Genomic DNA, 20128 nt, shown 5'->3' on the forward strand with positions numbered 1-20128 from the left:
AAGAAGTAAATTTTGGAATCCAATCATTATCGTTAAATGTTACTTTTTAAAGAAAAAATAAAAATAATATTCTGAAAATTTAGAATTTATGATATAGTAAAATCTATCATTACTTATTCAAATGATTGACGTGAGTAGTTGTTTACATGTGACATCAATCATCAGTAAGTAGGCTGATCAACATATTAAGTGTGCAGATTAAACAATAGGAGGTTTTTTATATGACATCAACACTTAGAGAAATAGGCGTTAAAGATTTTACATTTAGAGTGCTATCGGGCGTAGCTATCGGTATCGTTGTTGGTTTAGTACCCAATGCCATTTTGGGAGAAATCTTTAAAGCATTCATGCATCACCATCCATTCTTTGGAACTTTGTTACATGTCGTACAAGCAATGCAATTTACAGTACCCGCATTAATCGGAGCGCTCATTGCTTTGAAATTTGATATGACACCATTAGCGATTGCAGTTGTTGCTTGTGCATCTTATGTAGGAAGCGGGGCAGCACAATTTAAGAACGGTGCCTGGGTAATTGCAGGCATTGGTGACTTGATTAATACGATGATTACTGCAACGATTGCTGTACTATTTATTTTATTAATTGAAAAACGTGTCGGTAGCATGGCACTGATTGTGTATCCAACTATCGTAGGTGGTTTGTCCGCTACAATTGGTGTACTTATATTGCCATACGTACATATGATTACAACTGGCATTGGTAATATGGTTAATAGCTTCACAGAACTACAACCTGTATTGATGTGTATGCTTATTTCTATGGTCTTTAGTTTTATTATTATTTCACCATTATCAACAGTTGCGATAGCCATTGCTATAGGGATTACAGGTCTTGCAGCAGGTTCAGCATCTATTGGTATTTCAGCTACTGAAGCAGTATTACTTATTGGGACAAGCAAAGTGAACCGAGTTGCAGTACCAATTTCTATATTCTTCGGCGGTGTGAAAATGATGATGCCTAACATGGTGAAATATCCAATTATAATGTTACCAATTCTTATAACTGCTGGTATTTCAGGAATTGCAGGTAGCTTGATTGGTATTGCAGGGACAAAAGAGTCTGCAGGATTTGGTTTCATTGGGATGATTGGACCAATTAGTGCTTTTAAATTCTTACATGTAGATTCTGCAATATTAAGTATCTTACTCATTATTTTGGGATTCTTTGTTGTACCATTAGTAACTGCATTTATTTTAGATATTATTTTCCGAAAAGTATTACGTCTTTATACAAACGACATATATAAATTTATGGGTTAACCATTTGTTAAATAAGAATTGATAAAGTGTTGATTATCGCATTTTATCAATTCTTTTTTGAAAATGAGAATACATATAGAGATTAAGATAAAATATGAAATAAATAGTGTTACAATAAAAATGAAATAATACGTTACATAAAGGGTGAATGGTTAATGGCTAATAAAATCGAAAAATTAGCACTAAAGACAGCTGAACTTACAAGACAGACACACGAATTAGCTATTCCAGTTATGATTTTATTTGAAGGTGTCCCTGCTTCTGGAAAAACACGACTTTCAAATGAATTATTACTCAATTTTGATGCCAAATATACACATTTTATTGCGACACAATCACCACAAAAGGATGATTTGCGTTATCAGTTTTTACAAAAATATTGGAATACATTACCTAAAAAAGGTGATATCAATGTCTATTTTAGAAGCTGGTACTCTCATTATTTAGATTATCGAGAAAACGAAATTAAACACGATAGATATAAAAATTATGATGTTTTAACAGAACAAATTGCATCTTTTGAAGATATGTTAATCGAAGATGATTATGAAATCATCAAATTCTTTATTGAAATCAATGAAGATAAAAGACAAGAACATATTAAACAAACAAAAGAAAATCCACTGATGCGTTGGAAAGTTCAAGAGTATGGAAGTGTACTATCAACAGAAACGTATTTAGAAGATATGCATCAATTTATTAAACAGGATAAACAATGGAAGATTATTGACTATACAGAACGCCAAATGGCGATTGAAAAGATGTATGAACACATAATTGAACGTTTAGAACAAGCCATAGCAAAACATCATGCGAAGGATAAAGCCTATGATGGTGAATTCTCAGAGCACTTTGCTACTGAACTGTTTGATAAAGATGTAGAAAAAGTTTCTAAAGAAGAATATAAAACATTAATTACTGAACTGCAGAAACGTATGCGCGAAATACAATTTGCTTTATATGATAGAAAAATTCCGTTAATTCTTGTATTTGAAGGAATGGATGCAGCAGGAAAAGGCGGTAATATTAAGCGTATTAGAGAAAAGCTTGATCCTACTGGTTATGAAGTTAATGGCATCAGCGCACCTACAGATGTTGAACTGAAACATCATTATTTATGGCGCTTTGCAAAGGATATGCCAAGAAGCGGTCATATCGAATTATTTGATAGAAGTTGGTATGGACGTGTATTAGTTGAGCGAATTGAAGGATTTGCAACAACGAATGAATGGCAACGTGCCTATGATGAGATCAACGCATTTGAAAAGATGTGAACCGATGAAGGTGCAATTATCCTAAAATTCTTCCTGACATTAGATAAAGACGAACAGCTTAAACGTTTTAAAGATCGCCAAAATAATGTAGATAAACAATGGAAAATCACTGATGAAGATTGGCGTAATCGTGACAAGTGGGATTTATACGTTGAAGCCAGCCACGACATGGTTAAAAAAACAAATACAACACATGCACCATGGCTAGTCGTACCAGCAGATCATAAGAAAACATCAAGAATAGAAATAATGAAGTATATTATTCGTAAATGTGAAAAAGTGTTATGGGGCGTCAAGGATTATTAATTTATAAGATTATAATGTAATAAGTTGATTAATAAACCAAGAAACGGTTGAATATAGAATCGTTTCTTGGTTTTTCTATGTTATATAAATAAATTGAATATATTCTAAGTTGTTAGAAATATTACGGTATTGTAACAAAACGGCAGTTTGTAATATTACAGAATATGTAAAATTGTTGTAAATTTCTTAAAAGAGTATTGTAAAACCTTATTTCATGATGAAATTTTAAACGATTTGTTCAAAATATAATATTACAGAATGAAATATAAATATTTCAATGTTACAAAACAAGTCGTTCAATGTAATTTTTTGTAAGATAAGCGCAATACTATTGGCGTTTTTTTATGATATAGTACTTATTGTCAAAAGTTAAACACAGAGCAAAACACAATAACTTAAGAATTTAACAAAACGAAAATATAAACTAAATTTTTTTGGAGGAATTTTTTATTATGAAAAAAACAGTAATCGCGTCGTCATTAGCAGTAGCTTTAGGAGTAACAGGTTATGCATTAACTACAGATAACAGTGCACATGCATCTGAATCAACTACAAACTATGCACAATTAGCTAACTTAGCTCAAAACAACCCATCTGAATTAAATGCTCACCCAGTACAAGCTGGTGCATACAACATCACATTCGTTAAAGATGGTTTCAAATACAACTTCACTTCAGACGGTCAATCTTGGTCTTGGGATTACACTTACGTTGGTGGTGCTGACACAGTAGCAACTACACAAGCTGCTCCAGCTGCTCAATCAACTGACTACTCAGCTTCATACAGCAACGAAGCTTCAACTCAATCAGTAAGCTCAAACCAACAATCAAGCAACACTAACGTTGAAGCAGTATCTGCACCAAAAACAACTTCATACTCAGCTTCAACTTCATCATCATCTTCATCAGCTTCAACTGGTGGATCAGTTAAAGCTCAATTCTTAGCTAATGGTGGTACTGAAGCTGCTTGGAACGCAATCGTAATGCCTGAATCAGGTGGTAATCCTAACGCAGTTAACCCAGCTGGTTACAGAGGTTTAGGTCAAACTATGGAATCATGGGGTACTGGTTCAGTAGCTTCACAAACTAAAGGTATGATTAACTACGCTAATAGCCGTTACGGTTCATTAAATGCAGCAATTGCATTCCGTGCTAGCCACGGTTGGTGGTAGGATTTACTAAGGTAACTGGATAGTACATCGAGTTATCGAGAAAAGAGGTCGACTTTAAGGTCGGCCTCTTTTTTTGTGTTTTAATAGACACTGTAGCATAATGTTTACCGACCGCGATTATAGGGAAGATACTAAGACAATATACAAATCGAAAGTGTTGAATATCAATGACATTAAGAAAAGTATTAAAACTAGGTTTAATACATAGTGTGTTCTGGACAACCGTACAATTATCACTATCTAATATCATGTTACGATGCCCGTCCTCTTTATTTGTGAGGTATGCATCAGTTTTTAAAATATGGTCGTGGGAAAAGAGAGGCGCTTTATGGAATAAACTATTTCGTATTAATAAATGGAAACATTACATTCCAGAAGCAGCTCAATTCAATTATCGTATCTATAATAAAAGGCGACTGGCTTCATTTAAATTAGAAGATATACATTTTATGATTTTAGAAATGCGCCGTGCAGAACTTGTTCATTGGTTATCAATGATCCCTGTAGTTGTTTTTATCAAAGCGCCTAAATATATACTATTCATTAATTTTTGTTATGTGATTTCGGCAAATTTACCGATCATACTCACGCAACGATACAATCGTCCTAGGTTAGAACATTACTATCAACTAAGAATGAAAAGAGGTGAACGTACATGTCGCAAAAGAAAATCATCATTATAGGTGGAGGACTAGGTGGGATATCAGCTGCTATTCGTCTTGCTCAAAGTGACTTTGATGTTTCGCTTTATGAGAAGAATAACCACATTGGTGGGAAAGTAAATCGTTTAGAAACAGAGGGATTCGGTTTTGATTTAGGTCCATCTATTTTAACGATGCCATACATATTTGAAAACTTATTTGACTATAGTGATAAGCAAATGAAAGACTATGTTACTATTGAACGATTACCTTTACAATGGCGTAGTTTCTTCACTAATGGTGAAGTTATAGATTTATATGAAGACTTGTCTCAAATGTTAAATGCCAATACCTATCTTACCAATGGCGATATTCAGCAACTTCATCAATTTTTAAATTATGCAGAAAAAATCCATCGCTTCACGGAAAAAGGCTACTTTGCACTAGGGCTTGATACAGTTTCTGAAATTATTAAATACCAGGGACCATTGCGTTCACTTAAAGGTGTGGATTACTTCTCAACAATGCAACAAGCTATTAATCGTTATATTGAGAAACAAGAATTAAGAGATATGCTTGGCTACTTTATAAAATATGTTGGGTCTTCTTCTTATGATGCACCAGCAGTACTTTCGCTTTTAATTCACATGCAATATGAACAAGGATTGTGGTACGTTAAAGGTGGTATTCATAAACTTGCACGTGCATTGGAACAATTAGCAATTGAAGAGGGCGTAACCATTCATACCGGTACGGATATACGTAGTATTGATACGTATTTTAATCATGTTACAGGCGTTAGATTAGATGATGGTTCACATGTGAGTGCAGATTACATTGTTTCTAATAGAGAAGTGATACCTACGTATCGTGACTTACTGCACTTTTCAAATAAAAAAATAGCGCAATTAGAGACAGTTTATGAACCTGCAGCATCTGGCTATGTGATGCATTTAGGAGTAGACAAAGCATATTCTCAATTGGCACATCATAATTTCCTCTTCTCAAGTGATTCTAAGCGTAATTATCGAGAAGTGTTTCATGACAAAGTATTGCCACAAGACCCAACGATTTATCTTGTTAATTCAAATAAATCGGATCCATCTCAAGCGCCAGAAGGACATGAAAATTTAAAAGTATTACCACATATTCCGTACATTCAAGACGAACCGTTTACAGAGGAACAATATCGTGACTTCCGAGAGCGTGTATTGGATAAATTAGAGCAAATGGGGCTTACAGATTTGCGTCAACATATTATATATGAAGATATTTGGACGCCACATGATATTGAACAAACGTATGGTTCAAATAAAGGTGCCGTTTATGGTGTAGTCGCAGATAAGAAGAAAAATAAAGGATTCAAGTTTCCTAAACAAAGTCAATACTTTGATAACTTATTCTTTGTAGGAGGATCTGTTAATCCTGGTGGCGGTATGCCAATGGTAACATTAAGCGGACAACAAGTAGCGGATAAAATTAATGCACTTGAAAGTAAAGTTACTAATGCTTCAAGAGATTAGAGGTTATGCAACTATGACTAAATTGGAGTCACTTCTTCATGCAAGTACAGGTCTATCATTAGTCAGTGGTTATTTAATGTATAGTCGTCGTCATTTACTCTCGTTTAATAAGAAACATAAGGGCGAAACAACTCAATCAATAAGTGTGATTATACCAGCGCGCAACGAGGAAATGAGATTACCCAAATTGTTAAAAAGTTTGTCTCGGCAATCAATACGAGTTGAATGTATCGTCATGGACGATGATTCAAATGATGGAACAGCTGAGATAGCACGAGAGATGGGCGCGAAAGTGTATAATGTGACGTATGACGACAATGACAATACCTGGGTTGGTAAGTCATATGCATGTTATCTAGGTGCTTCTCATACAGCGTCAGATATTCTTATCTTTATGGATGCAGATGTAGAATTGAATAATAAATATGCCCTAGAGGCAATTATTCAGTCATATGCACGACAACAGTATCGTGGCTTAATGAGTATTCAACCGTATCATGTTGTTCATCAACCTTATGAACACTTATCGGCTATGTTTAATCTTATGACAGTTGTAGGTACAAATAGTTTTTCAACTTTATCTAAATCTAAAGGAGAGTCATTAGCATTTGGACCTGTTACAGTCATGAACAAATCCGATTATATCCTGACACAAGGACATAAAAATGCTGCATCTCATATTATTGAAGGATTTTCTTTGGGAAAAGCCTTTCATCGTTGCCATTTGCCAGTGACGCAATTTGAAGGTCAGGGATTTGTTAGCTTTAGAATGTATGAAGCGGGATTTAAAACAATGATAGAGGGATGGACGAAACACTTAGCGGTAGGTGCTTCGTCAACACAATCTCATATCATGATGTTAATTATCTTATGGATGGTGGGAAGTATCACCTCATTTAGCGGATTAACACTTAGTTTATTTATGAAAACTTTGTCATTTAAGCGAATGGCGTTATCATATAGTTTATATACATTACAATTTATTCGATTACATCGTCGAGTAGGACGTTTTTCAATTTTATTTTTAGCTATTAACCCAATATTGTTTTTAGTGTTTGTTTTAATTTATATAAATTCATATCGTCACATTCATTACACGAAACAGGTAAAATGGAAAGGACGACAATTTAGTATTAAATAATATTTAGCAGGGGGTTCTCCATGAGCACATTAGAAGAAAATTATCAATATTGTCATCAAATTATGAAAGATTACTCTAAGAGTTTCTCATATGCGTTTGATATGTTACCAGAACAACAACGACGAGCAATCTGGGCGATTTATGCAGTTTGTAGAATTGTTGATGATAGTATCGATGTACACCAAGACGTGGAATATCTACATAAGATTAACCGTGATGTTAAAGCTATTGAACATCAAACAACAACGACATTTGAAAGTGATGACCGCATTATGATGGCATTTGCTGATGCAGCTACACATTTTCAAATGAATTTCCAAGCCCTCTATGACTTAATTGATACGGTTGAAGCAGACCAGCATTTCGAAATGTTTGAAACAGATCGTGGTCTACTAGATTATTGTTATGGTGTTGCGGGAACTGTAGGCGTATTACTGATCCCAATACTAGCAACGCCACCGTCAGATGAAGCATATGAGTATGGAAAGCAATTAGGTGAGGCGCTTCAATTAACGAACATACTACGTGATGTTGGTGAAGATTATCGCAACGGGCGTATTTACTTTAGTAAAGCACGTTTAAATGAATTTAATGTTTCAATTGCTGATGAAATAGAACGTGATCAACCCTCTGACAATTACATTAAAATTTGGGAATTCTACGCTACATTAGCCGATAATAACTATGACATGGTTTTAAATCATCTTGATGTATACAATGAAGAATCTCGAATGATTATTGAGTTAGCAGCCCAAGTATATCGAGGTATATTAACCGAAGTACGTAAAGCAGATTACTCATTGAAAGACCGTGCGTACGTTTCTAAATGGAAAAAACATAAAATCTACCGCAATTTAAAGAAAAAATATAAAGATTAGGTGAGATATATGAATATAGCAGTAGTAGGCGCTGGCGTTACCGGCTTAGCAGCTGCAGCACGATTAGCCGCTAAAGGTCATCAAGTTACAATATTTGAGAAGAATGAACAAGTTGGTGGCCGTATGAGCCAATTTAAGAAAGATGGTTTTACTTTTGATATGGGACCAACCATAGTGATGGTACCGGATGTTTATAAAGCTGTATTTGAAGAAAGTGGCAAACGTTTTGAAGATTACGTAGATATGAAGCCACTAACACATATTTTTGATATTTATTTTTCTGATAAAGATAAAGTGAGTGTATCAACTGATTTAGCACAACTTAGTCAAACGTTAGAAGCGATAGAACCAGGTTCTACTCAAGGTTTTATGCAATTTTTAACGGATGTGTATAAACGATATGAAGTGGCGCGCAAATACTTCCTTGAACGAACATTCCGTAAACCAAGTGAATTTTATAACCCATTGACGCTATATCGTGGATTAAAATTAAAGACATTTAATAATGCGAATCAATTAATAGATAATTATGTATCCAATGAAAAAATACGTAAGTTACTCGCATTTCAAACGTTATACATAGGTATTGATCCTAAACAAGGGCCTTCAATTTATTCTATTATTCCAATGATTGAAATGGTACATGGCGTTCATTATATAAAAGGCGGTATGTATGGCTTAGCACAAGGTTTATTACAACTTGGTCAAGACCATGGTGTTAAAGTGGAACTTAATGCAGATGTACAAGAAATCATTATTGATCCTAAATTTAAACGTGCAGATGGTCTACGTGTTAATGGTGATATTCGACGTTTTGACAAAGTGCTATGTACTGCTGACTTTCCATATGTGGCACAAAACTTAATGCCTGCGCACTCACCTTTAAAGAACTATTCTCCTGAAAAGGTAGATAACATGGACTATTCATGTTCAGCATTTTTAATTTATGCAGGTATTAATCGTCAATTACGTGATAAATTACATGTACATAATGTTGTATTTGCTAAAGATTTTAGAGGCAATATTGATGACATTTTTAGTGGTAAGATGCCTGATGACCCATCATTATATCTTTACCTCCCATCTGTAGAAGACGAAGCATTAGCGCCTAAAGATCAGACAGGGATGTATGTCTTAATGCCAGTCCCTGAGTTGAAGACAGGTGAAATTGACTGGAACGATCCTAGTATGGTTGAACAAGCGAAAGATGTCATTTATAACAAATTAGAAACGATTGAGGCACTTAAAGATATACGTCAAGATATTGTATCTGAAACAGTATTTACACCGCTTGATTTTGAGAGTCGTTATAATGCCAAATTCGGCTCAGCATTTGGACTTATGCCAACACTTACACAAAGTAATTATTATAGACCCCCAAATGTATCAAGAGATTATAAAGACTTATACTTCGCAGGGGCAAGTACGCACCCTGGTGCAGGTGTGCCAATTGTGTTGACTAGTGCTAAAATTACTGCCGAAGCAATGTTAGAAGATATAGAACACGGAAAATAAAGTAAAACTTGCTATAAATCTGAAAATTATAAATATTGACAATACTTATTGAACTGATACAATAAATATTAATTCAATAGACTTATCCAGAGAAGTGAAGGGATTTGGCCCAATGAAACTTCAGCAACAGACTTAAAAGACAAAAGTACTGTGCTAATTCCAAAGAGGTATGCCTCAAAGATAAGTGTCATAGTCATAACTAAGCTATATGTCACTATCAATTGAGAGTGATATATAGCTTTTTTAATTTTAAAAGGGGGTAAATAATGACAATTTCTAATAAACTAGCCAATATTCCTGATAGTTACTTTGGTAAGACAATGGGACGTAAGGTTGAGCATGGACCACTACCGTTAATTAATATGGCAGTTGGTATCCCGGATGGCGAAACGCCTAAAGGCATCGTTGATCACTTTGCTGATGCTGTTCGAATTCCTGAAAATCAAAAATATGGTGCATTTCATGGTAAGGAATCCTTTAAGGAAGCAATTGTTAATTTCTATCAAAGACAATATGGTGTTGAGCTACATAAAGATGATGAAGTGTGCATACTTTATGGTACTAAAAATGGTTTAGTGGCTTTACCTACATGTATTGTTAATCCTGGAGAAAGCGTGCTACTTCCAGACCCAGGTTATACGGATTATCTCGCTGGTGTCATGCTTGCTGATGCCAATCCAGTACCACTTAATTTGGAGCCTCCACATTATTTGCCAGATTGGAGCAAAGTAGATGCACAAACATTAGCACGTACGTCACTCGTTTATTTGACTTACCCAAATAATCCTACTGGATCAACGGCTACTAAATCAGTGTTTGACGAAGCGATTCAAAGATTTAAAGGTACACATACAAAGATCGTTCATGATTTCGCTTATAGTGCTTTTGGATTTGATGCAAAGAACCCAAGTATACTTGCTTCTAAAGATGCAAAGGAAGTAGCAATTGAAATCTTTTCATTATCCAAAGGCTATAATATGTCAGGATTTAGAGTAGGTTTCGCAGTAGGTAACAAAGACATGATACAAGCGCTTAAGAAATATCAAACACATACTAATGCTGGTATGTTTGGTGCCCTTCAAGATGCAGCAACATACGCACTTAATCACTATGATGACTTTCTAGATCAACAAAATGAAACATTCAAACGTCGTCGTGACATGTTTGAAAAGCAATTAAAAGATGCCAATTTACCATTTGTACATTCTAAAGGTGGCATTTACTCATGGCTTCAAACACCACCAGGGTATGATAGTGAATCATTTGAACAGTATTTGTTGAAAGAACAATCGATCTTAGTGGCGCCTGGCATTCCATTTGGTGAAAATGGTCGTCATTACGTCCGTATTTCCCTAGCATTAGATGATCAATTATTAACTGAAGCGGCTAAACGATTAGCTTCTTTATCCTATTTATATAACGAGTAATAAGAAGTCACAAATAGAAAGGATGAAATTTTATGACTAAAATTAAAATAATGAGTGTACGAGACGAAGATATTCCTTACATTGAAGAGTGGGCGGAACAAAATAATGTCGAAGTAGAGTTAAATAAAGAAATATTAACAGAAGATAATGTCGAAGGTGTTCAAGGATTTGATGGCTTATCTTTATCTCAACAACATCCAATATCGGAAGATGTATTTGCCAAATTGCAACAATTTGGTATTAAACATATTGCACAACGTAGTGCTGGATTTGATACTTACGACTTAAATTTAGCTACACAATATGGCATTATCATATCCAATGTACCGTCATATTCACCGAGTTCAATTGCAGAGTTTGCAGTAACACAAGCGATTAATATTGTAAGAAATCAGAACGATATTCAACGTAAACTTCGAGAATATGATTTTAGATGGGAACCTTCAATATTGTCACGTTCAATTAGTGATTTGACCGTAGCTGTTATAGGAACAGGACGTATTGGTTCGATAGCGGCAAGCATTTTTGCAAAAGGGTATGGAAGCCATGTTGTTGCATATGATCCATTTCCTAATGAAAAGGTTGCGCAATATGTTGAGTATAAGGATACGTTGGAAGAAGCCTTACGTGATGCAGATATTGTTACAGTTCATATTCCAGCAACGAAATATAATCCACATCTCTTCAATAAAGATTTATTTTCAAAATTTAAAAAAGGTGCCGTATTTGTAAACGCAGCTAGGGGATCGATTGTTGATACGAGAGCATTACTTGATGCAATTGATAGTGGTCAAATTAAAGGTGCTGCATTAGATACATATGAGCATGAAAGAGGATTATTCCCTGGAGATTACCGTGATAAAGTGATTAATGATGATTTATTAGATGAATTAATTGCTAGAGAAGATATTTGGTTAACACCACATATTGCGTTTTATACTGATGCGGCAGTTAAGAATTTGATTGTTGATGCACTTGATGCAGTCATTGATGTTATTAATACAGGTACTACTAAATTAAGAGTGAATTAAAAAATGGAGTTGGGTGTGGGACAGAATTATTTGTGAATTCATTGTCCCAGACTCAACTCCTTTAATTAGCTTTAGCGAATGCTCACTTCTTAAAATTCGCTTATATTTTAAATCACTTTTATCCGGGTTAGATTGACTGCCTAACAAAAGCAGGTTTCTTATCCAGATCTTATTTTACATCGTAGCCTTGATCTTCAATAGCTTCTTTCATTTGTTCAACTGATACTCTGTTTTCGTCGTAATCTACGCGAACTTGATTCTTATCTAAGTCTACTTCTGCTGAAGTCACACCATTTAATTTAGCTAATGCAGATTCCACAGCGTTTCTGCAATGGTCACAGCTCATACCTTCAACGTTAATTACTTTATTAATCATACCTGTCACCTCCGTTGTTCTTACTCATATATACCCATATTTTACTCCTTTTTAATAAACAAAGAAATAAAATAGAAATGCATCATAATTATAATTTCATTCGTTTTAGTCTTAGGGCATTACTTACAACACTAACTGAACTTAAGGCCATCGCAGCACCAGCTATCCAAGGTGCAAGTAATCCCATTGCCGCAATAGGGATGCCTGCAATGTTGTATCCAAATGCCCAGAATAAGTTCTGTTTAATATTGCGAATTGTTTTCCGGCTTGCATGAATGGCCTTAGGAACTAATTGGATATCTCCTCCAAGAATGGTGATATCTGCAGCTTCTATTGCTACTTCTGTACCCGTTCCCATTGCAATGCCGATATCTGCTTTGACAAGTGCAGGAGCATCGTTAATTCCATCGCCTACCATAGCAACTCTATGCTTCTGTTCTTGTAATTGCGTTATATGTTGTGCTTTATCTTCAGGTAGGACGCCAGCAATGACTTGATCAATACCGACTTCTTTAGCAATAGCTTTTGCAGTTCGTTCATTATCACCAGTTAGCATAACCGTTCTAATATTCATAGATGATAATTGTTGGATAGCTTCTTTAGCAGATGTTTTAACAGTGTCAGCTACAGCAACCATGCCCTTTAGTTCGTCGCCATAGGCAATTAGCATAACAGTATGTCCATCAGTTTCCATATGTTCCATTTTCTGCTTAATGCTTTGTATATTGATTTGGTGTTCTGTCATTAACTTTTGATTGCCTACAAGTAACTTAGTATTATTTATAACAGCCTGTATTCCGTGACCTGGTAATGTTTGATAATTTGTGACATTTACTAAGTTAACTTTGTGTTGTTTGGCGTAGTTAACAATTGCAGTAGCAAGCGGGTGTTCAGAGTTATTTTCAGCTGAAGCAACTAAAGCTAAGATATCCTTGTCACCTTCGAAATAAGTTACCTCTGGTTTGCCGTGTGTAAGTGTTCCTGTCTTGTCAAACACAACTGTATCAACTAGATGTGTACGTTCAACATATTCGCCACCTTTAAACAAAATACCATTTTCAGCGGCGCGACCAGTTCCAACCATTATTGAAGTGGGTGTAGCTAAACCAAGTGCACATGGACAAGCAATCACTAGAACTGATATCGCAGCAACAAGTGCATCTTCAAATTGACCAGGATGTACAAGTGTAATCCAAATTAAGAATGTCAGTAAAGCAATGGCAATAACAATTGGAACGAAATAGCCTGATATAATATCAGCTAAACGTTGGATAGGTGCTTTAGAACCTTGGGCCTCCTCAACCACTTTAATAATATTGGATAGGGCAGTATCTTTGCCAACTTTAGTTGCCTTAATTGTAATAACACCATTCGTATTCATAGTTGAGCCTATCACTGCATCATCAACATATTTATCAACTGGCATTGATTCACCTGTTAGCATTGATTCATCAATAGCAGTTTCACCCTTAATAATTTGACCATCGACAGGTATCTTTTCACCGGGTTTAATTAACAGAATATCATCTACATTAACTTGGTTGAGCGGTACCATTTTCTCGATACCATTATCATCAATTAGGCGTGCCTCTTTTGCTTGTAAGTTAAGTAATTCACTTAACGCATTCGTCGTTTGTGATTTAGCACGTGCTTCTAAATATTTTCCAAAAAGAATTAATGTGATAAGTACAGCACTTGTCTCAAAGTAAAGGTGAGGCATGTTTGTGGCTCCTGTTAACCATTTAATCATCTCATAAATACTGTAAAAGTATGCTGCACTAGTGCCTAATGCAACGAGCACATCCATATTAGCGCCACCGTTACGTAAATTTTTATAAGCACCAACATAGAACTGCCAACCAATTATAAATTGGATAGGTGTCGCAAGGATAAATTGGAACCAAGGATTCATTAATATGTCGGGTAAATGCATATTAAAGAGATGGACGAGCATTGTCATTAATAGAGGTAATGACAGAATAGCAGAGATCATTAATTTATTTCGCTTATGCTTAAGTTCTTGTTGTTTTCGTGTTGCTTGATCTTCTTCAGATTGTTTAGGCTGTGCGTCGTAACCTAAGTTTCTAATTCGTCCAATTAAGGTATCTAAATCCGTTTGTCCAGGATAATACGCTATCATAGCTTGTTCAGTCGTTAAATTAACTGTCGCATCTTTAACACCTGGCGTTTTATTTAATACTTTCTCTATACGATTTGAACATGCTGCGCAGGTCATACCAGTAATGTCTAACTCAGCTTTGTCAATGGCTACATCATACCCAAGCTTTTGAACCGTCGTAACAAAGTCATTTATTGCATAGTCATTAGTATCATATTCAATCGTTGCTTTTTCCGTTGTCAAATTAACTTGTGCTTTTACGTTATCCATTTTATTTAATCGTTTTTCAATACGATTTGAGCAAGCTGCACAAGTCATACCAGTAATGTTCAATGTGGCATTTTGTCTATTGATCATTAAGACACCTCCATTACAATTCATACATAATATACCCCCTTAGGGTATTCAAGTCAATGTTTCTGTCTTACTTTTTCGCATAAAAAAGTAGGACAGAATTCTTTGTGAATTCATTGTCCTACTACTTCGAATTTGCAAAATAGCATCATTATATTATTTATGTCCTAGACTACTAACTACTATTGTATTGTAATAATTATATAGTTTACTTAGAAAAAATCAGATGGCTTAAAATTTTCTAAATTTAAGTCTTTATAATTATTAAAATCAAAGTTGGATATATTTTGAACAAGTTCACCGTTTTTCGCTTGATTATAATAATAATTTGCTTCGTTCATTACATCATGATCTTGGAATGTCTTTACAACGCCAAGAATGATAAGCAATGCAATAATACCTTTCAATAAACCTCTCATAGAATGTCGCACTCCTTTTTCTGTAATATCTCGTTAGTGGCTTTAATTGGTTTCTTTAATAGAAGTTTAATTTAATTATATAGGCTTTCTAATAAAATTGCATGAGACTAGGGGACTGACTTTTTATCGTTCCAAAGTTGTAATAATTTGACCGGTTCTATGCACATTGATCTATTGTTTCAAAAAAGTCTTTATTGGGAACGGTTAAGTAAATGGATAAGGAGTGAAAATGAATGAATCTATTAGAATTCCATAAACAAATTAAAGGTTATACTCAAAATCGTCAACCAGGAACAGAGAAAGACATGGATCCTAGACCCATTTCAGAACTAGATGAATATAAAGCAGCTGGTAAATTGCAAGGTAAAGTTGCATTAATTACTGGTGGTGACTCAGGGATTGGTCGCTCTGTTGCAATCTTGTTTGCTAAAGAAGGCGCTAATGTAGCTATTGGTTATTATGATGAGCATGAAGATGCAGAGGAAACTGTTAATCGTCTTAAAGAGATTGGCGTAAAGGCTAAAGCATATGCTCATGATTTAAAAGATGCACAGCAATCTAAAGAATTAGTGCAACAAGTTGTTCAAGACTTTGGTAATTTAAATATTCTAGTTAATAATGGTGCGGTTCAATATCCTCAAGATAGTTTCATGGACATTACGCCTGAACAATTTAAAGATACATTCGAAACAAATATATTTGGCATGTTCTTCTTATCACAAGCTGCCGTTCCATATTTAAGTGATAACGATACAATTATTAATACAACAAGTGTGACGGCGTATCGTGGTTCTGGACATTTAATTGATTATGCTTCAACTAAAGGTGCGATTGTTTCATTTACACGTTCACTAGCAACTACGCTAATGGAGAAAAATATTCGAGTTAATGGCGTGGCTCCTGGTCCAATTTATACGCCATTAATTCCTGCTACGTTTGATGAGGACAAAGTAGAGAACCAAGGTGGCAACACACCAATGGGTCGACGTGGACAACCGGCTGAACTAGCGCCAGCCTATGTGTTCCTTGCGACAAATGCAGATAGTTCTTACATCACTGGTCAAATTATACATGTTAATGGTGGAGACTATATTACAACTTAAAAGTAAGCTTTCTTATATTGAGCCATAAAGGTGTTGAGTGCCTTTATGGCTTATTTTATGTTGGAAAAGAGAGTGTTTCTGTGCGAAAACTACTTAATTTGTTTAAACTGTAATATAAATATTAAATGAAGGTGGGTAAGTACAATGACAGAAAAAGAAAAGATGTTAGCACACCAGTGGTATGATGCTAATTTTGATAAAGATTTGGAAGATGAACGAGTACGTGCAAACGATTTATGTTTTGACTTTAACCAAACGCGTCCGAGTGATGACACTAAAAGACAGGCTATATTAACTGAATTATTTGGTTATACATTAGAGAATGTCGCAATTAATAGTCCGTTCGATACAGATTATGGTTGGAATGTTAAATTAGGCAAAAATGTGTTTGTTAATAGTAATTGCTATTTTATGGATGGAGGAGGCATCACAATCGGTAATGATGTATTTATAGGGCCATCTTGTGGATTCTATACTGCGCATCATCCATTAACATCTAAAGAACGTAATGCAGGATTAGAGTTAGCACAGCCGATTACTATTGGAAATAATATTTGGTTTGGTGGAAATGTCGTTGTCACACCTGGTGTAACGATTGGAGATGGTTCAGTTATAGCTGCAGGAAGTGTCGTAACTAAAGATGTACCACCAAATAGTTTAGTTGCCGGTGTACCAGCTAAAGTAATAAGAGAGATAAATGAAAATGATGCGCCTAAATAGTCATTTCATAGATCAGGTATAAATAACCTTTGAGTCGTCCAGTGGCTTAAAGGTTTTTTGTATCTAAGAATTTAATATATAAAATAAATTAGTTATATAATATATAAGATAGATAAATGATATAATATATTTGGACTGTATATGGGAGTTCATCTCCATACATACTTAAGAATCAAAATGTAACTCAAAGCATTCATTTTATGACAACAACTTAAGAGAACGAAATACAACTTAGAAAGGAAAATGAATATGACACTGAAGACATTTATACAAAATCAAAGTCGACGTAAATTCAAATTTATAACGACGCCTTTACAAAGAAGAAATAACTCAGCTTATACACGTAAAATAATGCGTTATGCGCAAAATTATGAAGCGAATAGAGTTAAACAACACGATATTCTATACCAAGTAAGAGATGGAAAGAGTATTTCAGATAGTCCTTATGCTATCTTTAAACGTTTGATTCATCATCCCAAATATCGTAAATATACGCATAAATGGGTTGTCGACACTACCGAAACGTTAGAATTTTATAAAAAGAAATTTGAGAATTACAAAAATATTGAATTCGTGATTAAAGAATCTCCAGAATATTTAAGAGCACTAACCGAATGTAAGTATCTATTTAACAATTCAACATTTCCAGCCTATTTCATTAAAAAGTCTGATCAAATTTATGTGAATACATGGCATGGTACACCACTCAAATATATGGGTCTAGACCTTGAAAATGGCTTGCGTGGTTCGCAAAATATTATTAAAAACTTTTTATCGAGTGATTATATTATAAGTCCTAATCGTCATACGTCAGAAATTTTTGAAAGGGCATTTAGATTGGACAACATTTATGGTGGGCAAATTTTAGAAATTGGCTATCCGAGAATGGATCTTACATTGAATGGTGATTCAAAAACGCTCATTAATGAATTAAGATCATACATAGATATTACTGATGAAAAAGTATTGTTATATTGTCCTACCTGGAGAGGTGATGATGTCAACGCGCCTGAGGAAAGTTTAAATCATATTGTGGAAGAAGTTGAAAAGTTGAAACTTCATCTTGATTATCAAGTATTAGTAAAGGTTCATCCATTTATTTATAAAGAAGCAATTAAAAATGAGGCGCTAAAACCATATCTTATTCCAGATTATTTTGATACAAATGAAATATTGGCGTTTGTTGATTTAATGATAACGGATTATTCAAGTATCTTCTTTGATTATTTAGTCACAAATAAACCCATTGTCTTTTATACACCTGACTACGAAACATATCAATTTGAAAGAGGAGTGTATATCAACACTCAGGATTTACCGGGACCGGTTGTGCATACCATTGATGATGTTGTACAAGCTATACAACAAAAAACATATCAATTAAGTAAGGTGAAACATAACTATCAAACGTTTAAAAAGACGTATGCTTATCTAGATGACGGAAATGCTGTTGACAAGGTGATTGAGCGGGTATTCACCTCAAAACATAAACGTAAAAAGAAAAAGAAATGTGCTAAAAAACGACTATTAATTTATCCTGGCGGGATGAAAAATAATGGTATTACATCGTCTGTTATTAATTTATTAGAAAATATTGATTACAATCAATACGACGTTACTCTATTTACAAATAGAAGTAATAATGAAGAAATCTTGAATAACCTGAATAATGTTAATCAAAATGTAAGAATTATTTTAAGAGTTGGACCATTAGCAGCGTCGTTAAAAGAGACGTATAAAGTAGACTTCGTCAGACAACGAGGGCTAAAAAGTGCATTAGAACGTTTCTTATATCCAAAACATGTATATGAACGTGAGATGCGTAAAATATTAGGTGAAAGTCAATTTGATTGTGCGATAGATTTCAGTGGGTATTCTATGTTTTGGGCGAATCTTATTTTAGCTACGACTGCTAAACGTAAGTTGGTCTACCTTCATAGTGATATCAAAGCGGACATGGAGAGAACCGTAAATGGTGTGAAACCGCATTATCAAAATTTAAAAGGTTTGATCACATTGTATGATCAATTTGATAAACTGGTATGTGTTTCTGATGCATCAAAAGAACAAAATATGCGCAATATAGCTAAAAAAGCACTAAATAAGAAATTTGTAGCGTCAAGAAACACGATTAATTTAAGTAAAATATCGAAATTCATGTTAGATGATGCTGATCAATTTGAGAAAAATAATGTACCGGTGCTCGTCAGTGTGAATAAAGGGAAAGTAACGTCGGTGCCTTTTAAAGAGGATGATTTTAAAATTGTGTCGGTTGGCCGTTTATCACCTGAAAAAGGATTTGATTTATTAATTGAAGCGGTTGGCAAAGTTATCGTGCACTATCCTAATACGAAATTATATATTATGGGAGAAGGTCCATTAAGACATAAATTAGAACAACAAATCCGTAAGTTGAAGTTAGAACAGCATGTCTTTTTATTAGGACAACGAAAAAATCCATTCTATATTATGAAACAAGCAGATGTCTTATCGTTAACGTCTTATTATGAAGGCCAATCAATGGTTCTACTTGAAGCACTATCACTTGGTATGAATGTATTGGCATCCGATATCATTGCGAATCGTTATGTATTAAATAATGGTAAGTATGGTATGTTAGTGAGTCATGATGTCAATGATATTAAGCACGGCTTAGAGCGTTTTATCAAACATCAAACACCACATTATGAGACGTTTAACGCTCAAGAATACAATCAATTAGCGATAGAAGAGTTCTATAAACTTCTAAAATAATCAGTAAATACAATATCTATTAAACTTAAAGAATTCTTGATCCAAAAAGCGTTTGAATGTGTATTAATCATGATTGGATAAAGAATGTAGTATTT

Annotated in this window: 15 protein-coding genes, 1 pseudogene and 1 riboswitch; of the genes and pseudogenes, 13 read left to right on the plus strand and 3 right to left on the minus strand. The window is 34.5% G+C overall.

Translation table 11 applies throughout. The features are described 5' to 3' along the window. Positions 1-221: 221 nt before the first annotated feature. The 10 genes and pseudogenes from SBL16_RS06575 (at position 222) to SBL16_RS06620 (ending at position 12188) form a co-directional block, all read left to right on the plus strand. Positions 222-1280: a PTS transporter subunit IIC gene (locus SBL16_RS06575; protein WP_016931231.1), complete on the plus strand. Its 1059-nt coding sequence runs from the start codon at positions 222-224 to the stop codon at positions 1278-1280. 155 nt (positions 1281-1435) lie between these two features. Continuing rightward, positions 1436-2860 (plus strand): annotated as a pseudogene (locus tag SBL16_RS06580) (phosphate--AMP phosphotransferase). Between the two features lie 452 nt (positions 2861-3312). After that, a complete protein-coding gene (locus SBL16_RS06585) occupies positions 3313-4032 on the plus strand; it encodes a transglycosylase (RefSeq protein WP_107611604.1) in 720 nt (239 codons plus the stop codon). A gap of 167 nt (positions 4033-4199) precedes the next feature. Then, positions 4200-4715 (plus strand): hypothetical protein, encoded by a 516-nt coding sequence (locus SBL16_RS06590; RefSeq protein WP_053016384.1) that lies wholly within the window; start codon positions 4200-4202, stop codon positions 4713-4715. Beyond that, the gene (locus tag SBL16_RS06595; RefSeq protein ID WP_107611605.1) at positions 4688-6196 is read left to right on the plus strand and encodes a phytoene desaturase family protein; all 1509 of its coding nucleotides are present in this window, start codon (positions 4688-4690) and stop codon (positions 6194-6196) included. Before SBL16_RS06590 ends, SBL16_RS06595 begins: the two co-directional genes overlap by 28 nt. 13 nt (positions 6197-6209) lie before the next feature. Beyond that, a complete protein-coding gene (locus SBL16_RS06600; protein WP_107611642.1) occupies positions 6210-7337 on the plus strand; it encodes a glycosyltransferase in 1128 nt (375 codons plus the stop codon). A 20-nt stretch (positions 7338-7357) separates the two neighbouring features. Further along, positions 7358-8215, plus strand: a complete 858-nt coding sequence (locus SBL16_RS06605) for a phytoene/squalene synthase family protein (protein WP_053018480.1) — start codon at positions 7358-7360, stop codon at positions 8213-8215. Between the two features lie 9 nt (positions 8216-8224). Further along, entirely contained in the window at positions 8225-9730 is a 1506-nt protein-coding gene (locus tag SBL16_RS06610; RefSeq protein ID WP_107611606.1) for a phytoene desaturase family protein, read from the plus strand. A gap of 79 nt (positions 9731-9809) precedes the next feature. After that, a riboswitch (SAM riboswitch) is annotated at positions 9810-9917 on the plus strand. A gap of 79 nt (positions 9918-9996) precedes the next feature. Then, positions 9997-11157, plus strand: coding sequence for an aminotransferase class I/II-fold pyridoxal phosphate-dependent enzyme (locus SBL16_RS06615; protein WP_107611607.1), 1161 nt, complete (start codon positions 9997-9999; stop codon positions 11155-11157). A 32-nt stretch (positions 11158-11189) separates the two neighbouring features. Beyond that, entirely contained in the window at positions 11190-12188 is a 999-nt protein-coding gene (locus SBL16_RS06620) for a D-lactate dehydrogenase (RefSeq protein WP_107611608.1), read from the plus strand. Positions 12189-12357: 169 nt separating this feature from the next. Here the strand turns inward: SBL16_RS06620 and copZ are convergent, their stop codons facing one another. The 3 genes from copZ to SBL16_RS06635 form a co-directional block, all read right to left on the minus strand. Continuing rightward, complete coding sequence (gene copZ / locus SBL16_RS06625; protein ID WP_029376679.1) at positions 12358-12564, minus strand: copper chaperone CopZ; 207 nt, start codon at positions 12562-12564, stop codon at positions 12358-12360. An 88-nt stretch (positions 12565-12652) separates the two neighbouring features. After that, positions 12653-15040, minus strand: a complete 2388-nt coding sequence (locus SBL16_RS06630; protein ID WP_107637521.1) for a heavy metal translocating P-type ATPase — start codon at positions 15038-15040, stop codon at positions 12653-12655. A 209-nt stretch (positions 15041-15249) separates the two neighbouring features. After that, positions 15250-15456, minus strand: coding sequence for a hypothetical protein (locus SBL16_RS06635; protein WP_011274822.1), 207 nt, complete (start codon positions 15454-15456; stop codon positions 15250-15252). 233 nt (positions 15457-15689) lie between these two features. On the opposite strand from SBL16_RS06635, the gene SBL16_RS06640 reads away from it, so the two are divergent. The 3 genes from SBL16_RS06640 (at position 15690) to SBL16_RS06650 (ending at position 20033) form a co-directional block, all read left to right on the plus strand. Next, positions 15690-16559 carry an SDR family oxidoreductase gene (locus SBL16_RS06640; protein ID WP_053016392.1) on the plus strand — a complete coding sequence of 290 codons (870 nt, stop codon included), beginning with the start codon at positions 15690-15692 and terminating at the stop codon, positions 16557-16559. A gap of 144 nt (positions 16560-16703) precedes the next feature. Continuing rightward, positions 16704-17279 (plus strand): sugar O-acetyltransferase, encoded by a 576-nt coding sequence (locus tag SBL16_RS06645; protein ID WP_107611609.1) that lies wholly within the window; start codon positions 16704-16706, stop codon positions 17277-17279. A gap of 249 nt (positions 17280-17528) precedes the next feature. Continuing rightward, positions 17529-20033, plus strand: a complete 2505-nt coding sequence (locus SBL16_RS06650) for a glycosyltransferase (protein WP_107611610.1) — start codon at positions 17529-17531, stop codon at positions 20031-20033. Positions 20034-20128 lie beyond the last annotated feature (95 nt).

It is taken from the genome of Staphylococcus sp. NWU MK-U1 (genome assembly GCF_033283505.1).
Lineage (GTDB): Bacteria > Bacillota > Bacilli > Staphylococcales > Staphylococcaceae > Staphylococcus > Staphylococcus haemolyticus.

Excerpts from the sequence above, each read along its gene's own strand:
- SBL16_RS06575 (WP_016931231.1), top strand. The coding sequence starts at position 222 with ATGACATCAACACTTAGAGAAATAGGCGTTAAAGATTTTACATTTAGA.
- SBL16_RS06585 (WP_107611604.1), top strand. The coding sequence starts at position 3,313 with ATGAAAAAAACAGTAATCGCGTCGTCATTAGCAGTAGCTTTAGGAGTA.
- SBL16_RS06590 (WP_053016384.1), top strand. The coding sequence starts at position 4,200 with ATGACATTAAGAAAAGTATTAAAACTAGGTTTAATACATAGTGTGTTC.
- SBL16_RS06595 (WP_107611605.1), top strand. The coding sequence starts at position 4,688 with ATGTCGCAAAAGAAAATCATCATTATAGGTGGAGGACTAGGTGGGATA.
- SBL16_RS06600 (WP_107611642.1), top strand. The coding sequence starts at position 6,210 with ATGACTAAATTGGAGTCACTTCTTCATGCAAGTACAGGTCTATCATTA.
- SBL16_RS06605 (WP_053018480.1), top strand. The coding sequence starts at position 7,358 with ATGAGCACATTAGAAGAAAATTATCAATATTGTCATCAAATTATGAAA.
- SBL16_RS06610 (WP_107611606.1), top strand. The coding sequence starts at position 8,225 with ATGAATATAGCAGTAGTAGGCGCTGGCGTTACCGGCTTAGCAGCTGCA.
- SBL16_RS06615 (WP_107611607.1), top strand. The coding sequence starts at position 9,997 with ATGACAATTTCTAATAAACTAGCCAATATTCCTGATAGTTACTTTGGT.
- SBL16_RS06620 (WP_107611608.1), top strand. The coding sequence starts at position 11,190 with ATGACTAAAATTAAAATAATGAGTGTACGAGACGAAGATATTCCTTAC.
- copZ (WP_029376679.1), bottom strand. The coding sequence starts at position 12,564 with ATGATTAATAAAGTAATTAACGTTGAAGGTATGAGCTGTGACCATTGC.
- SBL16_RS06630 (WP_107637521.1), bottom strand. The coding sequence starts at position 15,040 with ATGATCAATAGACAAAATGCCACATTGAACATTACTGGTATGACTTGT.
- SBL16_RS06635 (WP_011274822.1), bottom strand. The coding sequence starts at position 15,456 with ATGAGAGGTTTATTGAAAGGTATTATTGCATTGCTTATCATTCTTGGC.
- SBL16_RS06640 (WP_053016392.1), top strand. The coding sequence starts at position 15,690 with ATGAATCTATTAGAATTCCATAAACAAATTAAAGGTTATACTCAAAAT.
- SBL16_RS06645 (WP_107611609.1), top strand. The coding sequence starts at position 16,704 with ATGACAGAAAAAGAAAAGATGTTAGCACACCAGTGGTATGATGCTAAT.
- SBL16_RS06650 (WP_107611610.1), top strand. The coding sequence starts at position 17,529 with ATGACACTGAAGACATTTATACAAAATCAAAGTCGACGTAAATTCAAA.